16 protein-coding genes, 1 tRNA gene and 1 pseudogene are annotated in these 23429 nt (G+C 65.1%); 12 read left to right on the top strand and 6 right to left on the bottom strand.

The window, feature by feature from the left end:
- Window positions 1–259 precede the first annotated feature (259 nt).
- The 3 genes from gltB (at window position 260) to pyk (ending at window position 7879) form a co-directional block, all read left to right on the top strand.
- Entirely contained in the window at window positions 260–4873 is a 4614-nt protein-coding gene (gltB, locus tag ACIQF4_RS03630) for a glutamate synthase large subunit (protein ID WP_400515733.1), read from the top strand.
- A complete protein-coding gene (locus tag ACIQF4_RS03635; protein ID WP_231454632.1) occupies window positions 4866–6323 on the top strand; it encodes a glutamate synthase subunit beta in 1458 nt (485 codons plus the stop codon). The genes gltB and ACIQF4_RS03635 overlap by 8 nt, the downstream gene beginning before the upstream one ends.
- Before the next feature lie 65 nt (window positions 6324–6388).
- Window positions 6389–7879 (top strand): pyruvate kinase, encoded by a 1491-nt coding sequence (gene pyk / locus ACIQF4_RS03640; protein ID WP_400515732.1) that lies wholly within the window; start codon window positions 6389–6391, stop codon window positions 7877–7879.
- A gap of 105 nt (window positions 7880–7984) precedes the next feature.
- On the opposite strand, the gene ACIQF4_RS03645 is transcribed toward pyk, so the two are convergent.
- The gene (locus ACIQF4_RS03645; RefSeq protein ID WP_009358190.1) at window positions 7985–8590 is read right to left on the bottom strand and encodes an ANTAR domain-containing response regulator; all 606 of its coding nucleotides are present in this window, start codon (window positions 8588–8590) and stop codon (window positions 7985–7987) included.
- A 203-nt stretch (window positions 8591–8793) separates the two neighbouring features.
- On the opposite strand from ACIQF4_RS03645, the gene ACIQF4_RS03650 reads away from it, so the two are divergent.
- The 4 genes and pseudogenes from ACIQF4_RS03650 to ACIQF4_RS03665 all read left to right on the top strand — a co-directional run.
- Window positions 8794–8875 (top strand) — tRNA-Leu (locus tag ACIQF4_RS03650).
- 311 nt (window positions 8876–9186) lie between these two features.
- Complete coding sequence (locus ACIQF4_RS03655) at window positions 9187–9501, top strand: hypothetical protein (protein WP_400515731.1); 315 nt, start codon at window positions 9187–9189, stop codon at window positions 9499–9501.
- A 354-nt stretch (window positions 9502–9855) separates the two neighbouring features.
- Window positions 9856–10938, top strand: coding sequence for a hypothetical protein (locus ACIQF4_RS03660; RefSeq protein ID WP_400515729.1), 1083 nt, complete (start codon window positions 9856–9858; stop codon window positions 10936–10938).
- Between the two features lie 196 nt (window positions 10939–11134).
- A pseudogene (locus tag ACIQF4_RS03665) lies at window positions 11135–11392 on the top strand (PspA/IM30 family protein); the annotation flags it as partial.
- 351 nt (window positions 11393–11743) lie between these two features.
- Here the strand turns inward: ACIQF4_RS03665 and ACIQF4_RS03670 are convergent.
- From ACIQF4_RS03670 to ACIQF4_RS03685, 4 genes are all read right to left on the bottom strand, one after another.
- Window positions 11744–13189: an MFS transporter gene (locus ACIQF4_RS03670; RefSeq protein WP_350002293.1), complete on the bottom strand. Its 1446-nt coding sequence runs from the start codon at window positions 13187–13189 to the stop codon at window positions 11744–11746.
- 81 nt (window positions 13190–13270) lie between these two features.
- Complete coding sequence (locus ACIQF4_RS03675; RefSeq protein ID WP_350002294.1) at window positions 13271–14557, bottom strand: MFS transporter; 1287 nt, start codon at window positions 14555–14557, stop codon at window positions 13271–13273.
- 53 nt (window positions 14558–14610) lie between these two features.
- Window positions 14611–15537 carry an MBL fold metallo-hydrolase gene (locus ACIQF4_RS03680; protein ID WP_350002295.1) on the bottom strand — a complete coding sequence of 309 codons (927 nt, stop codon included), beginning with the start codon at window positions 15535–15537 and terminating at the stop codon, window positions 14611–14613.
- Window positions 15538–15568: 31 nt separating this feature from the next.
- Complete coding sequence (locus ACIQF4_RS03685) at window positions 15569–16948, bottom strand: aldehyde dehydrogenase family protein (protein WP_400515726.1); 1380 nt, start codon at window positions 16946–16948, stop codon at window positions 15569–15571.
- 161 nt (window positions 16949–17109) lie between these two features.
- On the opposite strand from ACIQF4_RS03685, the gene ACIQF4_RS03690 reads away from it, so the two are divergent.
- The 5 genes from ACIQF4_RS03690 to ACIQF4_RS03710 all read left to right on the top strand — a co-directional run bounded on the left by ACIQF4_RS03690 (window position 17110) and on the right by ACIQF4_RS03710 (window position 22749).
- Window positions 17110–17910 carry an SDR family oxidoreductase gene (locus ACIQF4_RS03690; RefSeq protein WP_350002297.1) on the top strand — a complete coding sequence of 267 codons (801 nt, stop codon included), beginning with the start codon at window positions 17110–17112 and terminating at the stop codon, window positions 17908–17910.
- A 132-nt stretch (window positions 17911–18042) separates the two neighbouring features.
- Window positions 18043–18885 (top strand): IclR family transcriptional regulator, encoded by an 843-nt coding sequence (locus tag ACIQF4_RS03695; protein WP_350002298.1) that lies wholly within the window; start codon window positions 18043–18045, stop codon window positions 18883–18885.
- A 163-nt stretch (window positions 18886–19048) separates the two neighbouring features.
- Complete coding sequence (locus ACIQF4_RS03700; protein ID WP_400515724.1) at window positions 19049–20014, top strand: PDR/VanB family oxidoreductase; 966 nt, start codon at window positions 19049–19051, stop codon at window positions 20012–20014.
- Between the two features lie 67 nt (window positions 20015–20081).
- Complete coding sequence (locus tag ACIQF4_RS03705) at window positions 20082–21281, top strand: cytochrome P450 (protein ID WP_400515722.1); 1200 nt, start codon at window positions 20082–20084, stop codon at window positions 21279–21281.
- A gap of 277 nt (window positions 21282–21558) precedes the next feature.
- Entirely contained in the window at window positions 21559–22749 is a 1191-nt protein-coding gene (locus ACIQF4_RS03710; protein WP_400515720.1) for an FAD-dependent monooxygenase, read from the top strand.
- Between the two features lie 109 nt (window positions 22750–22858).
- On the opposite strand, the gene ACIQF4_RS03715 is transcribed toward ACIQF4_RS03710, so the two are convergent.
- Window positions 22859–23305 carry a hypothetical protein gene (locus ACIQF4_RS03715; RefSeq protein ID WP_400515718.1) on the bottom strand — a complete coding sequence of 149 codons (447 nt, stop codon included), beginning with the start codon at window positions 23303–23305 and terminating at the stop codon, window positions 22859–22861.
- Window positions 23306–23429 lie beyond the last annotated feature (124 nt).

Consider the following 23429-nt stretch of genomic DNA (forward strand, 5'->3'; position numbering starts at 1 on the left):
GGGCCAGGCAGGGCAGCAGAGCCACCGCTCGAAGCGCCCAATCACCACAGCGTCGTGGCAGCGGGGCCACCCTGGACAGCATAGAGCTGCTGTCCGGTGTTGCCCGGGGCAGGGGCCTGCGTAACTGTTAGTTCAGCAGGCCACGCTGACCTACAATTTCCAGTAAATAACACTTTGTTGTGCCCATGAGAGCGGCGCCCGACGAGTGGGGCCAACGGTGTCCCTTCCATACGCACGATCAGGAGGAAGGACGTCTCCCATGACCCAAACTCTTCACACTCCCAGCTGGTCAGAACCGGACCAGCCTGAGACTGCCATGTCGCCGTTCAAGCGCTTCGCAGCGATGCCGGAGGCTGCCGGGCTCTACAACCCGGAGCAGGAGAAGGACGCCTGCGGTCTTGCGATCATCGCCACCCTCCGCGGCGAGCCCGGCTACGACATTGTGGACGCCGCCCTCACCGCCCTGCGCAACCTCGAGCACCGCGGTGCCGTGGGCGCGGACGAGGGTACCGGTGACGGCGCGGGCCTCCTCATGCAGATCCCGGACGAGTTCTTCCGGGCTGTCACGGAGTTCGAACTTCCCGCTCCCGGCCAGTACGTGGCCGGCACGGCTTTCCTTCCCGCCGAACAGCGCGAGGCCGACGCCGCGAAGGCTGGCATCGAGGGCCTTGCGGCCGATGAGGGCCTGAAGGTCCTTGGCTGGCGCGAAGTCCCCATCGTCGCTGACCTGGTCGGCGCCATGGCCCGCGCCTGCATGCCGTACTTCGCCCAGCCCTTCCTGGCATCTGCCACCGGTGAGGAACTGGAACGCAACGAACTGGACTCCCGCGCATGGCGGATCCGCAAGCGCGCCCAGAACAAGTTCGGCGTCTACTTCCCCTCGCTGTCTTCGCGCACCATCGTCTACAAGGGCATGCTCACCACAGCCCAGCTGGAGCCGTTCTACCCGGACCTTTCGGACAAGCGCTTCAAGACCAAGCTGGCCATCGTCCACTCGCGCTTCTCCACCAACACCTTCCCGTCCTGGCCGCTGGCCCAGCCGTTCCGCACCATCGCCCACAACGGTGAAATCAACACCGTCAAGGGCAACCGGAACTGGATGCGCGCCCGCCAGTCGCAGTTGGCCAACCCGCTGCTGGGCGACACCCCGGAAGAGCTGTACCCCATCTGCACCCCGGGCGCCTCGGACTCCGCGTCCTTCGACGAGGTGGCCGAGCTGCTGTGGCTGTCCGGCCGCCCCATCACGCACTCGATCATGATGATGATCCCCGAGGCCTGGGAAAACCACGCCACCATGGATCCGGCCCGGCGCGCGTTCTACGAGTACCACTCCCTGCTGATGGAGCCGTGGGACGGACCGGCGGCTGTCTCCTTCACCGACGGCAGCCTGGTGGGCGCCACTCTGGACCGCAACGGCCTGCGCCCCGGCCGTTACTGGATCACCGAGGACGGCCTGATCGTCTTCGCCTCCGAGGTTGGCGTCATCGACGTCGAAGCCTCCAAGGTGGTCAAGAAGGGCCGCGTGTCCCCGGGCAAGATGTTCCTGGTGGACACCGAGGCCGGCCGCGTCATTGACGATGAAGAGGTCAAGGCTGAGGTCGCCGCCGCCAACCCGTGGGCGGAGTGGGTCAAGGACAACCTGATCGACCTCAATGAGCTCCCCGAGCGCGAGCACGTGGTCCACACCGCCGCGTCGGTGAACATCCGCCAGCGCACCTTCGGCTACACCACCGAGGAACTGAAGATCCTCCTCGGCCCCATGGCCCGCACCGGCGCTGAGCCGCTGGGTGCCATGGGCTCGGATACCCCGGTGGCCGTGCTGTCCAAGCGCCCCCGCCTGCTCTTCGACTACTTCGTGCAGTCCTTCGCGCAGGTGACCAACCCGCCGCTGGACGCCATCCGCGAAGAACTCGTTACGTCGCTGACGTGTGCCATCGGCCCCAACGGCAACCTCCTGGACACCAAGCAGGTCCGCCAGCCCCAGGTCCAGCTGCCGTTCCCGGTAATCAACAACGACCAGCTCGCCAAGATCGCGAACATCGAGGATGCCGACGGCACCCGCGTTGCAATGAAGGTCCGCGGACTTTACCGCCCCGAGGGCGGCGAGAACGCGCTCCGTGCACGGCTCACCGAGATCTGCGAGCAGGTGTCCGGTGCCATCAACCGCGGCGTCCAGTACGTGGTGCTCTCCGACCGTGACTCCAACGCCCAGTGGGCGCCGATCCCGTCGCTGCTGCTGGTCAGCGCCGTGCACCACCACCTGCTGCGCAGCGCCAACCGCACCAAGACCGCCCTGGTGGTCGAAGCCGGCGACGTCCGCGAGACGCACCACGTGGCTGTATTGATCGGCTACGGCGCCTCCGCCGTCAACCCGTACCTGGCCATGGAGTCAGTGGAACAGCTCATTGCTGCCGGGGACGTCACCGGGGTCACCCCGCAGGACGGCGTGTACAACCTGATCAAGGGCCTCGGCAAGGGCGTCCTGAAGATCATGTCAAAGATGGGCATCTCCACCGTGGCGTCCTACACCGGCGCCCAGACGTTCGAGGCGCTCGGCCTGGGCCAGGAGCTGGTGGACGAATTCTTCGCCGGCACCCACTCGCAGCTTGGCGGCGTTGGCCTGGACGTCATCGCCGCGGAAGTTTCCGCGCGCCACCAGATGGCCTACCCCGAAGGCGGCATTGAGCAGCCCCACCGCCCCCTGCTGGGCGGCGGCGAATACCAGTGGCGCCGCGACGGCGAGCCCCACCTGTTCAACCCCGAGACCGTCTTCCGGCTGCAGCACGCAACCCGTGAGCGCCGCTATGACATCTTCAAGGCGTACACCAGGGGAGTGGACGACCAGTCCGAGAACCTGATGACCCTCCGCGGCCTCCTCAAGTTCAAGAACGAGCGCCCGGCCGTTCCGCTCGAGGAAGTGGAGCCCGTCTCCAGCATCGTCAAGCGGTTCTCCACGGGTGCCATGAGCTACGGCTCAATCTCCCAGGAGGCCCACGAGACGCTGGCCATCGCCATGAACCAGCTCGGTGGCAAGTCCAACACCGGCGAAGGCGGCGAGGACGTTGACCGCCTGCTCGACCCGAAGCGCCGCTCTGCCGTCAAGCAGATCGCCTCCGGCCGTTTCGGCGTGACCAGCCTCTACCTGACCAACGCCGACGACATCCAGATCAAGATGGCCCAGGGTGCCAAGCCCGGCGAAGGCGGCCAGCTGATGGCGCAGAAGGTCTACCCGTGGGTGGCCCGTACCCGCCACTCGACCCCCGGCGTCGGACTCATCTCCCCGCCCCCGCACCACGACATCTACTCCATCGAGGACCTCGCGCAGCTGATTTACGATGCCAAGCGCGCCAACCCCTCGGCGCGGGTGCACGTCAAGCTCGTCTCGGAGGTGGGCATCGGCACCGTTGCCGCCGGTGTTACCAAGGCGAAGGCCGACGTCGTACTGGTCTCCGGCCATGACGGCGGAACCGGCGCCTCGCCGCTGAACTCGCTCAAGCATGCGGGTGTTCCGTGGGAGCTCGGCCTGGCCGAGACCCAGCAGACCCTGATGCTCAACGGCCTGCGCGACCGCGTGGTGGTGCAGGTGGACGGCCAGCTCAAGACCGGCCGCGACGTGGTGATCGCCGCGCTGCTGGGCGGCGAGGAATTCGGCTTCGCCACCGCACCGCTGGTGGTGGAAGGCTGCATCATGATGCGCGTCTGCCACCTGGACACCTGCCCGGTGGGCGTGGCCACGCAGAACCCGGAACTGCGCGCACGCTTCACCGGCAAGCCCGAGTTCGTGGTCAACTTCTTCGAGTTCCTTGCCGAGGAAGTCCGCGAGATCCTGGCCGAGCTGGGCTTCCGGAGCCTGGAAGAGGCAATCGGCCACGCCGAGGTCCTCGACGCGCGGGACGCCGTCAACCACTGGAAGGCCGACGGCCTGGACCTGGACCCGATCCTGCACGGGCTGGAGTTCGACGACGACGCGCCGCTGCGGAACATGACCGGCCAGAACCACGAGCTGGACAAGCACTTCGACCAGCGCCTGATCACCATGGCCACCGAGGCGCTGACGGACCGCAGCCCGGTCAGGATCGCCGTGGACGTCATCAACACGGACCGCTCGGTGGGCACCATGCTGGGGCACGTTGTCACCAAGACGTTCGGCACCGATGTCCTGGCTACGGACACGATCGACATCACCCTCAGCGGCACCGCCGGCCAGTCACTGGGCGCCTTCCTGCCCGCAGGCATCACCCTGCGGCTGTTCGGCGACTCCAATGACTACGTGGGCAAGGGCCTGTCCGGCGGCCGCATCATCGTCCGCCCGGACCGCACGAACGTCTTCAAGGCGGAGACCAACGTGATCGCCGGCAACGTGATCGGTTACGGGGCCACCAGCGGCGAGATGTTCCTGCGCGGCCAGGTGGGCGAACGGTTCCTGGTCCGCAACTCAGGCGCCACCGCCGTCGTCGAAGGCATCGGCGACCACGGTTGCGAGTACATGACCGGCGGCCAGACGCTGATCATCGGCCGTACCGGACGAAACTTCGGCGCCGGCATGTCCGGCGGCACCGCCTACGTCCTGGACCTGGACTCAGCCCGGGTCAACAAGGACGCCCTGCAGTCCGGCGAACTCCAGCTCCGGGAGCTGGACGCCGAGGACCGCGACATTGTGCACGGCCTGCTGGTCAAGCACGTTGAAGAAACTGATTCCCAGCTGGCGGCGCGCCTCCTCGAGAACTTCGATGACACCGCCGCCCGCATTACCAAGGTGCTGCCGCGCGACTACGCTGCCGTACTGCAGACCCGTCTTGACGCCATCGAAGAGGGCCTGGACCCCGACGGCGAAGAAGTGTGGTCCCGAATCCTGGAGGTAACCGGTGGCTGATCCACGCGGATTTTTGAAAGTACGCCAGCGTGAAACCCAGCCGCGCCGTCCCGTTCCCGTCCGCATCATGGACTGGAAGGAAGTGTACGAGGCGCAGGAGAAGGGCACCCTGAAGGCCCAGGCCGGCCGCTGCATGGACTGCGGCGTGCCGTTCTGCCACCAGGGCTGCCCGCTGGGCAACCTCATTCCCGAGTGGAACGACCTCACGTGGCGGGACAAGGGCGAGGAAGCAATCGAGCGCCTGCATGCCACGAACAACTTCCCGGAATTCACCGGCCGGCTCTGCCCGGCACCGTGTGAGGCCTCCTGCGTGCTGGGGATCAACCAGCCCGCGGTCACCATCAAGCAGGTGGAAGTCTCCATCATCGACGAGGCTTGGGACAACGGCTGGGTGGAGCCGCTGCCTCCCGCACGCCTGACCGGCAAGACGGTGGCCGTGGTGGGTTCCGGCCCGGCCGGCCTGGCCGTGGCGCAGCAGCTCACCCGCGTGGGCCACACCGTGGCTGTGTACGAGCGGGACGACAAGATCGGCGGCCTGCTCCGCTACGGCATCCCCGACTTCAAGATGGAAAAGGAGCAGGTGGACCGCCGCGTCGAGCAGATGAAGGCGGAAGGCACCCGCTTCCGGACCGGCGTTGCAGTCGGCACGGACGTGACCTGGGAGCAGCTGCGGCGGCGTTACGACGCTGTTGTTGTCTGCACCGGCGCCACCGTCCCGCGCGACCTGCCCATTCCGGGCCGCGACCTTGAAGGCGTGCACTTCGCCATGGACTACCTGGTTCCGGCCAACCGCGCCGTGGCGGGGGAGGCTGTCGAAAACCAGATCCACGCCCAGGGCAAGCACGTGGTGATCCTCGGCGGCGGCGACACCGGCGCGGACTGCCTCGGCACCGCACACCGGCATGGTGCAGCTTCGGTGACCACGCTCGCGATCGGCAAGCAGCCGCCGTCGGAACGCGCCGGCCACCAGCCGTGGCCGACGTTCCCAACCCTCTTCGAGGTTGCCAGCGCCCACGAGGAAGGCGGAGAGCGCACGTACCTCGCCTCCACCGTGGAGTTCGTAGGCGAAAACGGCCAGCTGACCGGCGTCAAGGTTGCCGAGACCGAGTTCGTTGACGGCAAGCGCCTGCCCAAGGCCGGAACGGAACGGATCATTCCCGCGGACCTGGTGTTCCTGTCCCTGGGCTTCACCGGAGCCGAGCCCGCCGGCATCACCGACCAGGTGAAGGCGGAGTTCGACGGCCGCGGCAACGTGTCCCGCGACGGCTACTACATGACCAACACTGAGGGCGTCTTCGTGGCCGGTGACGCCGGCCGCGGCCAGTCCCTGATCGTGTGGGCCATTGCCGAAGGGCGCGCCGCAGCGGCAGCCGTGGACAAGTACCTGATGGGCAGCACCATCCTGCCCGCTCCCGTGGCCCCGACGGACCGCGCCATCGCCGTCCTCTAGCGATGCAACGGAGGGTTCACCTCCGCGACAACTTAACCAATGCAAGAGACCAATAGGGTAGGTATATGAGACGCGCAAAAATTGTGGCCACGTTCGGCCCGGCCATCGCCAGCTACGAAAACACTCTCGCGGTGCTGGAAGCCGGTGTTGATGTTGCCCGCATGAACATGAGCCACGGCGACTACTCCGTGCACGACAACACCTACGAGAACGTCCGCAAGGCCGCCGCGGACCTGGGCAAGGCCGTGGCCATCATGGCTGACCTGCAGGGTCCCAAGATCCGCCTGGGCCGCTTTGTTGACGGTCCGCACGCCCTCGCCGTGGGTGACACCTTCACCATCACCACCGAAGACGTTCCGGGCACCAAGGACATCTGCTCCACCACGCTAAAGAGCCTCACCGAGGACGTCAACGTGGGCGACGCCCTGCTGATCGACGACGGCAAGGTGGCCTTGCGTGCCACGGCTGTGGACAACGTCAAGGTTGTCGCCGAGGTGACCGTGGGCGGCATGGTGTCCAACAACAAGGGCATCAACCTTCCCGGCGTGGCCGTCAACGTGCCCGCGCTGAGCGAAAAGGACGAGGACGACCTCCGCTGGGCCATGCGCCGCGGGGTTGACCTGATTGCCCTCTCCTTCGTCCGCGATGCCTCTGACATCGTCCGCGTGCACGAGATCATGGACGAGGAAGGCCGCCGCGTTCCGGTCATCGCCAAGATCGAAAAGCCGCAGGCCGTGGAACAGCTGCCCGAGATCATCGATGCGTTTGACGCCATCATGGTGGCCCGTGGCGACCTCGGCGTGGAGCTTCCGCTGGAGGAAGTGCCGATCGTCCAGAAGCGCGCCATTGAACTGGCCCGCCGCTGGGCCAAGCCGGTCATCGTGGCAACCCAGGTCCTGGAATCCATGATCGACAACCCGCGCCCCACCCGTGCAGAGGCCTCCGACTGCGCCAACGCCGTCCTCGACGGTGCCGACGCCGTTATGCTCTCCGGCGAGACCAGCGTGGGCAAGTACCCCATCGAGACCGTCAAGGTCATGGCCCGGATCATCGAGTCCACTGAGGTCCACGGCCTTGAGCGCGTTCCTCCGCTGGGCACCAAGCCCAAGACCCGTGGCGGCGCCATCACCCGTGCCGCCGTCGAAATCGCCGACCAGCTGGACGCAAAGTACATCTGTGCTTTCACCCAGTCCGGTGACTCCGCACGCCGCCTGTCCCGCCTCCGTCCCATCAAGCCGGTCTTCGCTTTCACTCCGGTGGAGCAGGTCTGGAACCAGCTGGCGCTGACCTGGGGCATCCAGCCGGTGCTGGTCCAGATGGTGGACCACACCGATGAGATGACCGCACAGGTTGACCGCAGCCTCATGGAGATGAACCTCGTGGAAGACGGTGACCTGGTGGTTATTGCCGCCGGTTCCCCTCCCGGAAAGGCCGGCTCCACCAACTCGCTGAAGGTGCACAAGGTGGGTGACCTCGCCGACTCCACCCGCGTTGGCGAAGCGACCAGCAACAAGGAAAAGCTCGGCCCCTGGCCGGAAAAGAAGAAGAAGGCCTAGGCTTTCGGATTACGCAAAAGGACCCCTGCCGGCCGGCGGGGGTCCTTTTCGTTGTGGTCTGCTGGTTGGGCCTGCCGGATTCTTGGCAGACCCAACCAGGCGGAACTAGTTGACCTGGTTGATGATGGTCTCAGCCACTTCGCGCATGCTCAGGCGGCGGTCCATGGAGGTCTTCTGGATCCAGCGGAAGGCTTCCGGTTCCGTGAGGCCCATCTTGGTGGTGAGCAGGCTCTTGGCGCGCTCCACGAGCTTGCGGGTGGCGAACTGCTCCTGGAGGTCCGAGACTTCACTTTCCAGTGCTTTGATTTCCTCGTGGCGGGAGAGTGCGATCTCCAGGGCCGGGATGAGGTCCGCGGGAGTGAACGGCTTCACCACGTACGCCATGGCACCGGCGTCGCGGGCGCGCTCCACGAGTTCCTTCTGGCTGAATGCTGTCAGCAGCACTACGGGGGCGATGCGGGCCTTGACGATCTTCTCGGCCGCGGAAATGCCGTCCATAACGGGCATCTTGACGTCCATCAGGACGAGGTCCGGCTTCAGTTCCTCGGCGAGCTGGACGGCCTTCTCGCCGTTGTCCGCCTCGCCCACTACGTCGTAGCCTTCGCCGCGCAGGATTTCGATGATGTCGAGGCGGATGAGGGTTTCATCCTCGGCCACAATGACGCGGCGCGCCGGCTGGGACGTGGGCTTTGACTCCGTCTGTTCAGTCACGGGATCTCCTTGGAAAGGTACGGCGGGGACATCACTATCTTAGGTGCGCCCGGTCCTGTACATGATCTGCATGGTCGGTTGCGGCGTCGGCGGCGCGATTCTGGAATTCAGCCTATCTGGCTGTAGAGTAATTCCGCGTACGTGAAGCGATCGCGTTGCTCACAATCAGCTGTGGGCGTACCGGTTTGCTTTGTGTATTCCGCGCCCGAGTGGCGGAATTGGCAGACGCGCCGCACTCAAAATGCGGTATCGAAAGGTGTGTGGGTTCGAGTCCCACCTCGGGCACAGTGTTTCCACAGGTCAGCGGCCTGTTGGGTTGTTGAGTGTGTACAAAACACCAAAAGTCTTTGCACGGGCGTAGCGCTTTTCCATGGCCAGCGTCAGTACGCGCACAAACAAGGACGGTTCCAAGTCCTACATGGTGCGCTGGCGGGATTCTTAGACCCGCGCTTCACCGGGCCTCCCAGTAGCCAGCCTCACTGAAGCAGGGACGCTCGCGCGTCTGCTAGGCGCCGCGGCCAGTCATTCGAGATTGAGCACCGGCACGTCATCGGCCACGTCCCCGTAGATAAGCTGGACTATAGACTGTTGGCGCAGTGGGTGAAGTCGATGATGGCCAAGGGCACGGCACCGAAGACCATTCACAACGTTCAGGGCCTCATTTCGGCTGCTATGAATACCCGGAGATGCTCGGCTACATTACACGTAACCCCTGCCGCGGCGTACAGCTTCCCGGCATTGAAAAGGCCGAGGACAAGGCTATGTTCCTTACCCATTCGGAGTTCAGCCTCATCATGGAGGGGATGGGCGAGCGCTACAAGGCTTTCACCAGTCGGACAACGCCGACGGGGCGGGAACAAAACCCGGGACGCTCAGGGAAGGGGCCGGCAGCTGAAACCAGCTCTTGGTAGCCATGAACAAGGGGGTCACAGCTCACTTTTGCGTCACAGAATATGCATTTGTGAACGCGCGTCCTTACGTGTCACTCCAGCAACATATGCTCCTCCTATCACTTACCGCTGCGCCTTCGCAGCACTATGAGGAAGACAAATATGGGGGCCTCTCGGAGGCGGCTTCTCGCAGCCGCAGCTTCTCTTGCCATTGCAGCATCCTGGGTTGGATCTGTTGGACAGGCAATCGCAGCATCACCGACCACTACCGCTACGGATGAACAGGTAGCAACACCTACTAGCTCACCTACCGGGACCTCCACAGTTCCGGTAGAAATCCCGGCAGCACCCGCTCCGACAGAAGCAGTTGCTACGTTGCGAATAGAGGCGCCGACCGCTCCGGCCGCCGCGGAAAATGGCGGGACACCCGAAGCGGTCACACCTGGGGGGTCCACGTACACTACCTCCGACGCAATCGGAGCTGAGTATGCGACCTCCGGCGCAATCGGAGCCAAGTACGCCACCGCCTCCGCTATCCTCGGTATCGCCATATCACCGGAGTTCACCAGCCAGCGTTTCGGTGGCGCGTACCAACTCTTTGAGAATGGCACAATCGCCTACCTTCCGCAGTACGGTGCCTACATAGTTATCGGCGGCAACAACAGCGTCTGGCAGTCCATTGGTGCGCAGGACAGCGACCTCGGCTACCCGATCTCCGCCGAGTACGCACCGATGACTGGCGGAGTGATGCAGATCTTCCAGTTCGGGAAAATTTCTTGGAACCCCGCAACGGGTTCTCACGTCACCAAGGGTGGCATTGGTGGCGCCTGGGACAACGCAGGCGGACCGCTGGGCGGCCTCGGTTACCCGACCACGGATGAGTATGCTCCCATGACCGGTGGTGTTATGCAGGATTTCCAATACGGCAAGATTTCCTGGAACGCCGCAACTGGTTCGCGCGTCACCAAGGGTGGCATTGGCGCGACTTACGACTCCGCCGGCGGCCCCCTCAGCGGTCTTGGCTACCCGACGACGGACGAATACGCGACCGAGAACGGCGGCGCCGCCCAGGACTTCCAGTACGGGCAAATCGCCTATTCACCTGCAACGGGATCCCACGTCGTCAGAGGCGCTATCGGGGCGATGTGGATCCTCTACGGCGGACCTCGAGGGTTCGGGTACCCGACGGCCGATGAGATTACTGGTCTGACGGGCGGTGGGGCCAAGCAGTACTTCCAGAACGCTGAAATTGTATGGTCCCCCAGTGTCGGTACCAAGATCATCACCGGCGGTATTCGTTCCATCTGGGTTGCTCAGGGCTCTGAAGCCGGGCGCCTCGGATACCCGACCAGCAACGCATACTGGGTCAGCGGCGGCGAGGGCCAGGATTTCCAGGGTGGCCGGATCACCCGGTACTCGGGGAACACCAAGATCGAGTACGCCTCCGACACGCATTAGCCAGATCCCGCAGCAGCCGCCGGCTTACTAGGCCAATCGCACTTGGAGCTTGTGAGGCCCTGTCCCTGTAAGGGGCAGGGCCTTCCTGCTGCTCGGAGTCCTCGAGCGCGTCCGCCGACGGTACGCTGACGGGCGCGTCTGGCACCCGCCGCTGCCGTACACATAGGATGCAAATTCCAGCGATAGAAAGACCCGCGTGAAGCAGAGCATTTTCGCCCGCGTCGCCCAGCTCGCCAAGGCCAACATCAACGCTCTCCTGGTCTCCGCCGAAGAACCGCAGAAAATGCCGGACCAGATGGTCCGGGACTCGGCCAACATCCGCGAAGCCGAAGCCGCCATCGCCCAGACCATCGGAAACGTCCGCATGGCCGCTCAGAATGAGGAGGTCGACAAGCTCAAGGGCGGGCTCGACCAGATGAAGGGCAGGCTGCACGAGCTGACCGCCAAGCGCAACATCATCCATGATTCGGACTGTCTGCCGTACTGATTGCCGGTTCCAGCGATTCATGCTTGTAGTGCAGCAGGAACTCGTGCTTGTAGTGAAGTCCAATCCAAGGCGAGGCAACAACGTCGTCGATGTCGCAGCCACCTGGGTGCTGATGGATGTGCGTTGCATGGCATTCTCGCTTCATTGCGGGGCCGCAATGGCGGCGCGTGACTGGGATAGGCTGCCACGCATTTTCCACCTGAAGGGGTTAAGGCGGCTGCAGCTGTTCCCTTGAATGGGAGTTAGGTTCAAGGGTCGATTGGCCGGGACCGGAACGATGAGCTGTACGGGTCCCGGCCACTTCGGGGCGAAGTGGGCCTAAGCCTTGGTGCTTGCTCCAGCGGGGGTGACTTCCAGGCCAGCGGCCGTAGTGGAAGCTGCAAGAGTGGGCGCTGGGTGAGCGGCAGCACCGGCTACGTCCAGGCCGAGCTTGCGTCGGTCACGCTGCTGGTTGATGAAAAGCAGGGCCAGGATTCCGAAGACCAGCAGCAGGCCGCCGGCCAGGGCGAACGCTGCGCGGTAACCTTCAGCCGGAGTGGCCGCACCGCCGATAAGGAATCCCGACACGGCCGGTGCGAAAACGCCGCCGGTGGTTAGGACCGCGTTTGCGATGGAGAGGTTTGCCCCGCGCTGGGCGATGGTGGTTAGTTCAGCAACCACCAGGTAGGTGATGGCGAAGAGTGCAGGTGCCGTTCCGAAGCCGAAGACCATGAGAATGACGGAGAGGACGGGTGAGGTGGTCAGAGTTGCGGCCACAAGGCAGGCTCCCGCGAAGGCCGCCGAGATGCTGAGCACCCAACCACGGGCCTTCCGGGTGGGAACGCCCTTTATGTGCAGGCGCTGGGTCAGGGCGCTGAGGCCCACCGTGGCGATCGCTCCCCAGGCCGCAGGCAGCGCGATCATGGCACCGGACTGCTGCCCGCTGAAGCCCAGCACGTTCTGGAAGTACGCCGGGCCCCAGGACATCGCCAGGGTGAAGGTCCAGTAGCCGAAGAAGGAGGCGAACACTGCGAAGATCCAGCTGGGGGAGAGGATGGTGCGCCAGTAGCGAATTTTGGTTTCTGCTGCGACGGGAGTTTCTTCCGCTGCGATGCCGTCGATCTCCTGTTCGGCTTTCCGGCTGGTGTACGGGCCTTCCTTGCCCACGATGACCCAGAAGACTGACCAGACCAGTCCCACGATGGCCAGCAGTGCAAAGGCCGTCTGCCAGCCGAACTGCCCGATGACCCAGGCCAGGACAGGTGCGAAGGCTACAATGCCCAGGGTCACGCCGGATGAGGCAAGAGCCGCCGGCGTAGCGCCCTTCTTCTCCGGAAACCATTTGTAGATGCCGTGCATCAGCACCGGAGCCAGTGGACCCTCGCCGGCACCCAGGAGTAGGCGGCTGGCCCAGAGGGCAGGCAGGGAGGCGAACAGCAGGATGGGTACCTGGGCCACGGACCACAGCAGGCACAGGACCAGGAGGATCCACTTGCTCGATACCTTATTGGCGATGGGTGCAGCGACGATCTGGGCGATCCCGAATGTGAGGAACATGGCGCTGCCCACCAGGCCGAACTGCTCGGGAGTGATGCCCAGTTCTTTCATGATGGGCACGGCCGCGATGCCGAGCACTGCTTTGTCAGCCCAGCTGAGCATCATCAGGAAAAGAAGGCTGAACGTCATGAACCAGCCATAGCGGTTGCGCCTAGCCCGGGACCAGGTCCGGGGATCGCGGGAAGCCGCGGCGTCCGGCGTAATGCCGGTGAGGGGAGTTTCAGACACGGTATGCCCAATCGTTGAAGGGGAGGTCTTTGCCGGTTTGGGGGACGGCGTTTCCTTGACTCTAGGCCCGTGTGACGGGCCTTACATTTCGGCTTTCCGTTGGGCGGAAAGCCACTTTCCGGGGCGGTGTGCACCGCTCGTTGTCCCGCCGCCGGCGGGACCCAGTAGCGCCAGCAGGCCCATCCCCAGAATGCTCAATCCGCATGTCAACCACCAGGTTGTGTCCCAGCCGCCCGTAGTGGTGGCCAGCAGGGCGAACAGCATGGGTCCCAGGAAGTTCCCCACGTTGAAGATCTGCTGCGTCAGTCCCAGTACGGCCGTGACGGAACCGTCGGCGGGGGCAACGTGTACGGAGTACCTGGTGACCGCGGCCGGGATGAGGCCTCCGACGGCGGAGAACATGGCGATCAGGATGAACTGGAAGAGGATGCCGTTGCCGATGTGTTCCCAGCCCACAGCGAAGGTAGCCACGGACGCCGCTGACATGGCCAGGAAGGTCCAGAAGATGATCTTCCGCTCGGACAGGCCGCGCTGGATGAGCGGTCCGGCGCTGAGGGCTCCGATGGCATTGACTCCTCCCACAACGGCGCTGAGGATGCCGGGGAGTGGCCCTTCAAGGCCGGCGGAGCGGTAAATGGAGGGCAGGAAGCCCAGCACTGCCATCCACTGGGCGGTGTAGCACGCGAAGACCACTCCGATAATCCAGGGTGGACGCGTGGCGACGGTGCGTCCGACGCGGCGGAGGGCATGCCGGAGACCAGCGTCGGCCGGAGGCACGTCCCTGGGTACCTGGCGCAGCAGCAAGGGCACCGGTGACAGTGTGAGCACGGCCATCACCAGCCACCATTCGCGCCAGCCGGCGGCCTCCAGGAACAGTGCTCCGGCCGCGAGTCCTATTAGCGTGGCCATGCCCTGGAAGGCGCCCCAGCTTGCCAGCGCAACGTTCAGCCGCCGCTGTGGGGCCACCCTGCGGATGAGGGGTGGGGCGACGACGACGGCCAGCAGGAATCCGATGCCTTCGAGCGTCCGGGCTGCCATGAGCAGTTCGGTGGTGGGGGCGGCGGCGCCGAGCATGGACGCGCCGCTCAGCAGGACCAGTCCGCTGACCAGGAGCCTGCGGAGGCCTGCCAGTTCCCCGCCCACGGCGGTGGCCAGGCCACCCACGACGCTGGCCAGTTGGATGATGCCAAGCAGCAGGCCGGCCTGGACCAGGGTTGTGCCCAGATCCACCTGGATGCCGGCCAAAGCAGCCGGCAATTTCCAGATGTGCATCGCTGCCGCGATGCCCGCGGCGAGGACTGCAAGCCAGGGCCCGTCCGCCGTCGTCCGTTTGTCATTCACTGTTTTTGCGGGCGACGGCAGTTCCAAGAGTTGTCCTTGCTGAAGGGTGGCGGTGCGGTGTCCTTTGTTCCCCGGGGTTCCTAGGCAGGCGCGAGCACCGGGGTGCCGATGCGGAAGCGCTGGCCGCTGGCGGCAACGTCCACAGGGCCGTCGAAAGTGGAAGCGGCACGGGCGCGCCACCATTCCGGCTCCGCTCGGCCAGCCAGGTGGGAGAGGACCAGCCTGCCCACTCCAGCTGCGGCGGCAACGCGGCCTGCCCCTTCCGGAGGTGTGTGCGCGATCTGCTGGTGGTTGAGGAATTCCGGCGCGAAACCCTTGCCGGCGTAGAAATCCAGGTTCACTGCCTCATGCACCAGGACGTCTGCACCGCTGGCGAGTACGGCCATCGCCTGACATTCCGCGGTGTCGCCGGAAAACACTACTGAGCCGGCATCGGTATCGAAGCGGAATGCCAGTGCGGGGCGGACCGGGGGGTGCTCCACCAGGATGCCGGTGACTTTGACCCTGTCGTCCTCGTAGACGTCGAAGGGCCGGGCTGCATCCGGGCTCCCGTGGGCCGGGGCGGAGAGGTCCACGGTCCGCACGAGGGAGGCCAGGTCCGGACGTGCCTCGTCATGGACGCGGATGTCGATGTCGTAGGAGAAGGCCTGCAGCGAGTGGGATACCAGTTCACCGGTGCCGGAGAGGCGGGCACCTCCTGCGCGGGTGGCATCCTTGCCAGGTCCCACAATCGAAACAGGGCCCGTGAAGCCCTCCACCGGGCTGCCCCAATTCCATAGCAGGAAGCCGGGCAGTTCCACCACATGGTCCGAATGCAGGTGGGTGACAAAGCCCGCCACGAAGTCCTTGCCGCGAAGCCCGGCTTCATGGGCGGCGCGGGAGCAGCCCAGGCCGAAATCCACCATGTAGAAGGCATCGTCCACCACCAGGGCGCTGGAGATGCCGTTTTCCGGACCGCGGATGGCCGGGCCGGCGGCGGTGCCAAGGGTAATCAGTTCGACGCTCACGGGAAGTCCTTTTGCAGGGTAGGTGCGGGGCTCAGGAGTGGGGGCGGGCATTGATGACGCGGGTTTCCAGGTATTCCTCCAAGCCCCAGCGGCCGCGTTCGCGGCCGACGCCGGAGGCCTTCCAGCCGCCGAAGGGTGCATCCGGTTCCACCAGCGTGTGCTGGTTGATCCAGACTGTTCCTGCTTCAATCTGCGAGGCGGTGGCGTGCGCGCGTTCCTGGTCCGGGCTCCAGACGGAGGCGCCCAGGCCGAATTCGCCGGCGTTCAGGGAGGCGATGGTCTGCTGGAGGTTGTCATATGCCACGATGGGCACGGCTGCCCCGAACTGTTCCTGTTCAACCAGGTCCATTCCCGGTTCGGCGTCCACTACTACCGTGGGGGAGAGGAAGTAGCCGGGCAGGTCGCAGCCGGCGCTGCCGCCGGCAATGATGCGGGCTCCTGAACCCACAGCGGAATCTACCAGGCCATGGACCAGTTTGAGCTGTGACTCGTTGTGCATGGGGCCCATGGTGGTCCCGTCCGCGATGCCGTGGCCCAGCACGTGCCGCGAAGCCTCTGCAGCGATCGCTTCGGCGAGTTCCCTGCTGCGGCTCCGGGGAACATACACACGCTTGACTGCCATGCACACCTGACCGGCGTTGCGGAACGCGCTGCCCACAATTCCGCGGGCCGTAACGGCCATGTCCGCGTCATCCAGCACGATGGCCGGATCGTTCCCGCCGAGCTCCATGGTGACGCGCTTGACGGTGGGGGCGGCCTGCTGGGCCATGGAGATGCCCACCTCGGTTGAGCCGGTGAAGGAGATCTTGCGGATGCCCGGCGAGGTGCTGAGGGCGACGTTCACGGTCCGCCGCGAACTGGTCCGCACCTGCAATACCCCCGCCGGAAGGGCCTCGTTGAGCAGGTTCACCAGCGCGATGGTGGACAGCGGCGTGGACGGGGAGGGCTTGGCGATCACGGTGCACCCCGCGACCAGGGCAGGGGCAAGCTTGACGGAAAGGAGCGAGATGGGGAAGTTCCAGGGCGTGATGGTGCCCACGATGCCCACCGGCCGGTACTGGACTTCAAGGGTCCTGTCCGCCCGGGGTGCCAGCGGCTCGGTCTCGTCCCAAGCCAGGTCCGCGTAGTACTCGAAGAGTCCTGCCGCCACCGTGAACTCACCGGCAGCCTCCGCCTTGGGTTTACCCTGCTCACGGGAGAGCAAGGTGGCCAGGGAATCCAGGTCGCGGCGGATCAGGGCCGCTCCCGCACGCAGGGCGGCGCGGCGGGCCTCCCGATCAGCTGACCAGCGTGGTGCGGCCCGGCGGGCGGAAGCAACCGCCTGCTCAACATCGTCTCCGGTATTTTCCGGAGCGTACCCCACGAGTTCAAGCGTGGCCGGGTCCAGGACCTGGTAGTGGTCTGCCGTCATGGCCTGTCCTTTCGGGCGGGAAGGGGAAATTCTTATCCCAGTCTCATGGCACCCGTCACAATCCGCGCGAACCTTTCCGCCCAACGGAAAGCCCGGAATGCGGAACTGCCGGAGCTTGCCACTATGGAGTGAAGCACGTCACGCACTAACGAGGAGTCTCCATGACCCAAGAGCAGCTTCCCATCGTCCTCACCGGGGTTTCCTCCGGCATCGGTGCCCGCACTGCACAGATCTTGTCTGCCCGCGGGGTGCCGCTGATCGGTATCGACCGCAACGCCCCCACGGGCTTCAGCGGCACCTTCGTGCAGGCGGACCTGTCCAGCCAGGCGGGCATCGATGCCGCCGCCGCCGCAGTGTCCGCCGCAGCGCCGAACGGCGTCGCCGGCCTGGCCAACATCGCAGGCGTCCCCGGCACCGCCCCCTGGCGCACAGTGCTGTCCGTCAACGTCTTCGGTGTCCGGGAGCTGGTGCGGGCCCTCGCCCCGCTGCTCGGCGAGGGAACCGCCGTCGTCAACCTTGCGTCCAGCGTTGCTGTCCAGTGGCGGGACGTGAAAGGCAAGTGCGCCGCTTTCGCGCTTACCGCCGACCCGGCCGGCGCCCTGGATTCGGTGTCCGGCGATGAGGACATCACCGGCGAGTCCTACCTTTTCTCCAAGCAGTGCGTCCGCTTCCTCACCGAGCACCTGGCCGCGGAACTGCTGCCGCAGCGGACCCGGGTGAACAGCGTGAGCCCGGGGCCGGTTGCCACGCCCATCCTTGAAGACTTCAAGAAAGACCACGGCCGGGACAAGGTGGAGGGGGCAGGAGCCCTGCTGGGCCGTTTTGGCGAGCCCGACGACGTTGCATCCGTCATCGACTTCCTGCTCCGCCCCGAGTCCGGCTGGGTGAATGGCTCGGACATCCGCGTGGACGGCGGACTGGGTGCGTACCGGGGTTCAAGCCTCGCCAACGTCACCGGCTGAGGAAACCCCCTCAGTGCCTGAAGCGGTACTCTCCTTGCCGCCGCAAGGGAGGTTTCGGCGTCGGGCTTAAACTGGTGGTGCGGCACGGCGTCAAGGATGCGCTGCTGCCCCCGGCGTCCGGAAGGGTGAAGCATGGCTAACGCTGCCCCAAGCGGCCGGACCGCCCGTCCCGCGTCCGCGGCGGCCCGGGCGCAGACGGCCAAAGCTGCCGACGGCGGTGCTTCCGCACAGCAAGCAGCGAGTGTCACGTCCCGTGCACTGGCCCTGCTGGGCACCTTCGACGCCGAACACTCAGTCCAAAGCCTCAGTGCCATGGCGCGGCGGGCCGGCCTGCCGGTAGCCACCGCCCACCGGCTGGCAGGAGAACTCGTGGCCTGGGGTGGACTCGAGAAAGCCAACGCCGAGTACCGCGTGGGTCAGCGCATCTGGCGCCTTGGCCTGCTCGCTCCTGCCCAGCAGAACATCGCCGAAGTTGCGGCCCCCTTCATGCAGGACGTCCTCTTCGTCACCCACAACGTGGTGAACCTGTTCATCCTGGACGGGCAGGAGGTCCTGCTGGTGGAACGGATGTCCGGCACGGGAGCAGGCCAGCCCTTCCGGCGGGTGGGCGCCCGCCTGCCGCTCCATGCGAGCGCCGCGGGGAAAATCATGCTGGCCTACGGGGCCAAGGAGCTGTTGACCGCAGTTGTCCAGCACCTGGAGCCGCACACGCCGCGGACCATCACCAGCGCCGCAGCGCTTGCTGCCGAAGTGGAACGGGTCCGGGCCGGCGGCTACGCCACCACCGAGGAGGAAACCGGGCCGGACAACTATGGCCTGGCTGTCCCGGTGTTTCTTCCGAACAAGCAGGTGGTGGCGGCGCTCGGCATCGTCACCCGGAGCAAGCCTGCCCCCGCCGGGAGCGTGGTTCCTGTGCTCAATATCGCTGCCCGGGGCATTGCCCGAAGGCTGGGCGTGGAGCACCTGCCGCGATAAGGGACCGTGGAGTCCTTTTCACGCCGGTCTTTCCGTTGGACGGAAAGCACCGCCCCGGCTGTGGTCTGAAACACCTAACCTCAATTAAGCCGTAAATAAGGCCGGACCTCCGGCCGCAGGGACCGCCGCCCAGGCGGGCCTTCCCAAAGGAAGTGAAGACCTCATGACTGCACCTGCAGGAGCCACTATCGACGTCGTGGTCGATAAGGCGGACATTGTGGCGGACCGGGTGGTCTCCCTGGTCCTGCGGCGGGCCGACGGCCTGCCGTTCGAACCCTGGCAGCCGGGCGCGCACATTGACGTGCACGTGGGGGACGGCCTGGTCCGCCAGTACTCGCTGTGTTCCTCCCCCGACGAGCTGGACCACCTGCGGATAGGCGTGCTGCACGTACCCGATTCGCGCGGCGGATCCAAGGCCGTGCACGCCCTGCTGCCGGGAACACCGCTGGCTATCTCGGAACCCCGCAACAACTTCCCCCTCCGCGAATCCCGCCGTTACCTTTTCATCGCCGGCGGCATCGGCATCACCCCGCTTGTTCCCATGCTTGAAGCAGCTGACGCGGCCGGCAAGGAGTGGACACTGGTCTATGGCGGCCGGAGCCGGAACACCATGGCCTTCGCCCAGCAGCTGGAGGACCGGTACGGCCCTGAACGGGTCCGCATCGTAGCCGAGGACGAGGTTGGCAGGCTGGACCTGGACCAGGTCCTGGGCATGCCCAGGGCCCACATGCTGGTCTATGCCTGCGGCCCGGGCGGACTGCTGGGTGCCGTGGAGGATCGCTGCATGGGTTGGCCGCCCGGCGCGCTGCACACTGAACGCTTCGTCGCCTCCACCCTGGGTGCCGCCGCAGCCAACGCACCCTTCGAAGTGAAGCTGGCACGGACCGGAACCACCGTGACCGTACCCAATGACAAGACCATCCTCGAAGCCGTGGAGGAGGTGGGTGTGCGGGTTCTGTCCTCCTGCCGCCACGGGTTGTGCGGCACCTGCGAAACCCAGATCATTTCGGGCGAACCCGAACACCGCGACGCCGTCCTCACGGAAGAGGACCGCGAGGCCGGCGAAATCATGCTGGTTTGTGTCTCCCGTGCCGCCGCCGGCTGCCCGCGCCTCGTGCTGGATCTCTGAACCAGACGCCAGCTTTCCCTTACTTAGGCCCACGGGCCCGCCACGTATCGCCACCAGGAGAGTTCCAATGACCGTTACAACCCATGAAGCCAACGTCTTGGGGGAGGACCCTTTTGAAACCGCCAATCTCCTCGACCCGTATCCCTTCCTCGGCAGGCTCCGGGACGCGGGGGCAGTTTCCTACCTGGAGGCAACGGGCAGCTACGCGGTAGCCGGGTACCAGGAGGTGTACGAGGTCCTGACCGACTTCGAGACGTACATCTCCTCCGGTGGCCTCGGCCCCCGAGACATCCGGAAGGACGCGGGGTGGCGGCCGCCCAGCATTCTCGAATCCGATCCGCCCATCCATACCGTGATGCGCCGCGCGCTGACCGGCGTCATCAATCCCGGCACCGTGCGCGCCCTGCGGGAACCTTTCACGCCGCCCGCTGAGGAATTGACGGCACAACTGGCGGGTCGGGAACAGTTCGACGCCATCACGGATCTTGCCGAGAAGTACCCCCTGCGGGTCTTCCCGGACGCGGTGGGAATTCCCGACGTCGGCCGTGAACACCTGCTGCCATACGGCAACATGGTGTTCAACGCCTTTGGCCCGGAAAACTACATCTTCAAGCAGGCTTTCGCACAGGGTGACGAACATGCTGCCGCCGTGATGCGTAACTGCCAGCGCGAAAACCTGGATGACACCGGTTTCGGTGCCCAGATCTGGAAGCGCGTGGAGGATGGCCTCATCACCGAGCAGCAGGCAACGCTGCTGGTCCGCGCACTGCTGTCCGCGGGCGTGGACACCACAATATTCGGTATCGGAAACACCCTGTCCGTGTTGGCCCGGTACCCGGAAGCCTGGGCGCGGCTGCGGGAGAACCCCAAGATGGCGAAATTCGCCGTGGATGAGGCGCTGCGGCTGGAATCACCCTTCCAGAAGTTCCACCGGACCGTTGCCGTGGACACCGTCCTGGGCGGTGTGCACCTGCCGGCAGGTGCCAAGGTGCTGGTGTTCCTGGGCGCTGCCAACAGGGATCCCCGCAAATGGGGTGACAACGCCGACGAGTTCGACCTTGACCGCAATGCCTCCGGCCACGTGGCCTTCGGAATGGGCCTGCACCAGTGCGTGGGCCAGCCCATCGCCCGGCTGGAAATGGAGATTGTGCTCCAGCAACTGCTTCTGCGGGTAGCCACCATCGAACCGGACGGCACGCCGGTGCCGATCCTGCACAACGTGCTGCGCGGGTTCGAGTCCCTTCCGGTGCGGATCACGGCAGGATAGACCTCCCAGGAGTGTTCGCGGTCTAGTCTTGAAGTCCCTGAAACGCTCGAAGAGTAGTCGGGGTGGGCGGAACCTTGAACTTTGGAACGTTTGCCAGGAACCACGGGAGTGCGGCCTCGCAATCGTCAGAGCAGGCGATCGGTCATCCGGGTCTTCCGCTCAAACAGTGTCCTGTGGACAAACCTCGAGGGTGGGCCAAGAATGAGCAGCAGGTGCGGTGGGAGCATCCCTGTCCGGGCTTCTGGAGGCCGTTGGATCTGATCGTATTGGGTGCGGCATGAGAGCTGTGGTTGTGGGGGCGGGTATTGCGGGTCTCGTCGCGGCCCGCCAACTTGGTTTGGCCGGATGGGAGGTCGATCTCTGCGAACAGTCGCCGGCTCCGCGACCTGATGGCTACATGATGGACTTCTTCGGCCCAGGAGTCGGCGTAGCCGAGAGGATTGGTCTTTACCCCCGGCTGGCAGCGGTTGCTTATCACGTGGAGGCGGTCGAGTACATCGATGTTGCGGGACGTCTCAGGTCCAGTCTTGATTACCACACGTTTGCCAGGGTGGCGGGCGGGAAGGTTTTGAGCTTGCCGCGCCCCGACATTGAGCGGGCCGCCTTGGCGGCACTGACGGACGACGTCGCCCCGGGCCGGGTACGCGTCCGTTACGGAGCGCCGGTATCCCAGGTGTGGGATGACGAGGCCGGTGTGCGGGTCTCTGTTGAGGGGTCTCCAGGCGTGACTCTCACCGCAGATGTCCTCATTGGTGCTGATGGCATCCATTCCGGTGTGCGGGCCCAAGTCTTTGGTCCGAAAGCGCAGTACTTTCGCTTTCTGGGCATGCGTGCTGCGGCGTTTATCGTGACCGAACCGCTATTGAATGCCCGCTTTCGGGACAGGTTTGTCCTCACTGACACCATCGACCGGATGGCAGGTTTCTACAGCCTGCGTTCGAACCAAGTTGCGGCTCTGATGGTTTACCGAGATGCCGCCGGGGAAACGGGGGATAAGCGATCGAGGAGTCCGCGGGAGCGGTTGCGACGGGAGTTCGCCGGGCTCGGCGATGCGGTGGATCGGGTGCTGGAACTGTGCCCGGAGCATCCGTACGATGATGCTGTCGCGCAGATCATTATGCCGGGCTGGCAGAAGGGGCGAACCGTTCTCGTAGGGGACGCTTGCGGGGCAGTGTCGCTCCTCGCCGGGCAGGGCGGCTCGCTGGCCATCGCTGGGGCCGCGCTTTTGGGGGACATTCTCGGTCCCGTGCCCTCCCCTAAGGGAGTAGGTCCCGCCCTCGCTGAATTTGAGCGATGCTGGCGACCCGTCGTCGAGGATGCCCAGACGGCAGGGCGGCGCATCGCGTCGTCATTTCTGCCCAGGAACCACGTCCAGCGCTTTCTGCGGCGTTGGATCATCAGTGCAACTCATGTGCCGGGAATCGACCGTATGGTGGCACGCCGTATCGTGGGCAAAATTGCAAAGTAGGAATCAAGGGGAGCCGGCCGCCTAACCGGCAGGAACTACTGGGCTTCCGGGGACCTGCTAAGTTGCGGGGAAACCGAAGAGAAGACCCGGTGTCAGGTGACTGAGTTGCTTAATTGGGAACGTATGGGGCGTATTGCTCTAACGTCCCGTCGAGTACGGCCACGTCAAAACTTGTTGTGTCGCCTTGAGTACTGACTGTCAGGGCGGTCCGCGCGCCTGGGCTTGCTTCGGTGCTGGTTAAGACGGTCGGTGAATCCTGAAATTCAAGCTTTTCCCCGGCTGGAATGCTCATGGGCAGCTCGTCGTCGCGGTCCCCTATGACAAGATCGATGCTCTCGTCAGTCTTATTGAAGATCGTGCCCAAGATGCGGCCCGGTTCGTTCTCGGCCGCAGTGACAATGAATATGCTGCGCAGTTCAAGGCCAGCGAAGTCCTTATTTGACCCCACCGCTATCGCATACTGGTCCTCGTCAGGTGGGGGTGTGCACGCCGTTAGTAGTAGGGCCACAATGGTTGGCGCCAGCATTGCGGCGGGAAAGGGTTTTGCCTTATTCATGTGGTGTCCTTCCGGGTTGCCACCGATCCGACTGCTGGACAGGGCTTACTCAATCGGAACTTCAGAAAACCGCACCATCACCGACTTTCCCAAGGTTGCCGCTGAGCTTGCTGACTTCTGCCAT

The sequence above is a fragment of the Pseudarthrobacter sp. NPDC092202 genome, assembly GCF_044755505.1.
Lineage (GTDB): Bacteria > Actinomycetota > Actinomycetes > Actinomycetales > Micrococcaceae > Arthrobacter.

Coding starts and splice junctions, on each gene's coding strand:
- pyk (WP_400515732.1), top strand. CDS start 6,389: ATGAGACGCGCAAAAATTGTGGCCACGTTCGGCCCGGCCATCGCCAGC.
- ACIQF4_RS03715 (WP_400515718.1), bottom strand. CDS start 23,305: ATGAATAAGGCAAAACCCTTTCCCGCCGCAATGCTGGCGCCAACCATT.
- ACIQF4_RS03705 (WP_400515722.1), top strand. CDS start 20,082: ATGACCGTTACAACCCATGAAGCCAACGTCTTGGGGGAGGACCCTTTT.
- gltB (WP_400515733.1), top strand. CDS start 260: ATGACCCAAACTCTTCACACTCCCAGCTGGTCAGAACCGGACCAGCCT.
- ACIQF4_RS03700 (WP_400515724.1), top strand. CDS start 19,049: ATGACTGCACCTGCAGGAGCCACTATCGACGTCGTGGTCGATAAGGCG.
- ACIQF4_RS03710 (WP_400515720.1), top strand. CDS start 21,559: ATGAGAGCTGTGGTTGTGGGGGCGGGTATTGCGGGTCTCGTCGCGGCC.
- ACIQF4_RS03690 (WP_350002297.1), top strand. CDS start 17,110: ATGACCCAAGAGCAGCTTCCCATCGTCCTCACCGGGGTTTCCTCCGGC.
- ACIQF4_RS03695 (WP_350002298.1), top strand. CDS start 18,043: ATGGCTAACGCTGCCCCAAGCGGCCGGACCGCCCGTCCCGCGTCCGCG.
- ACIQF4_RS03685 (WP_400515726.1), bottom strand. CDS start 16,948: ATGACGGCAGACCACTACCAGGTCCTGGACCCGGCCACGCTTGAACTC.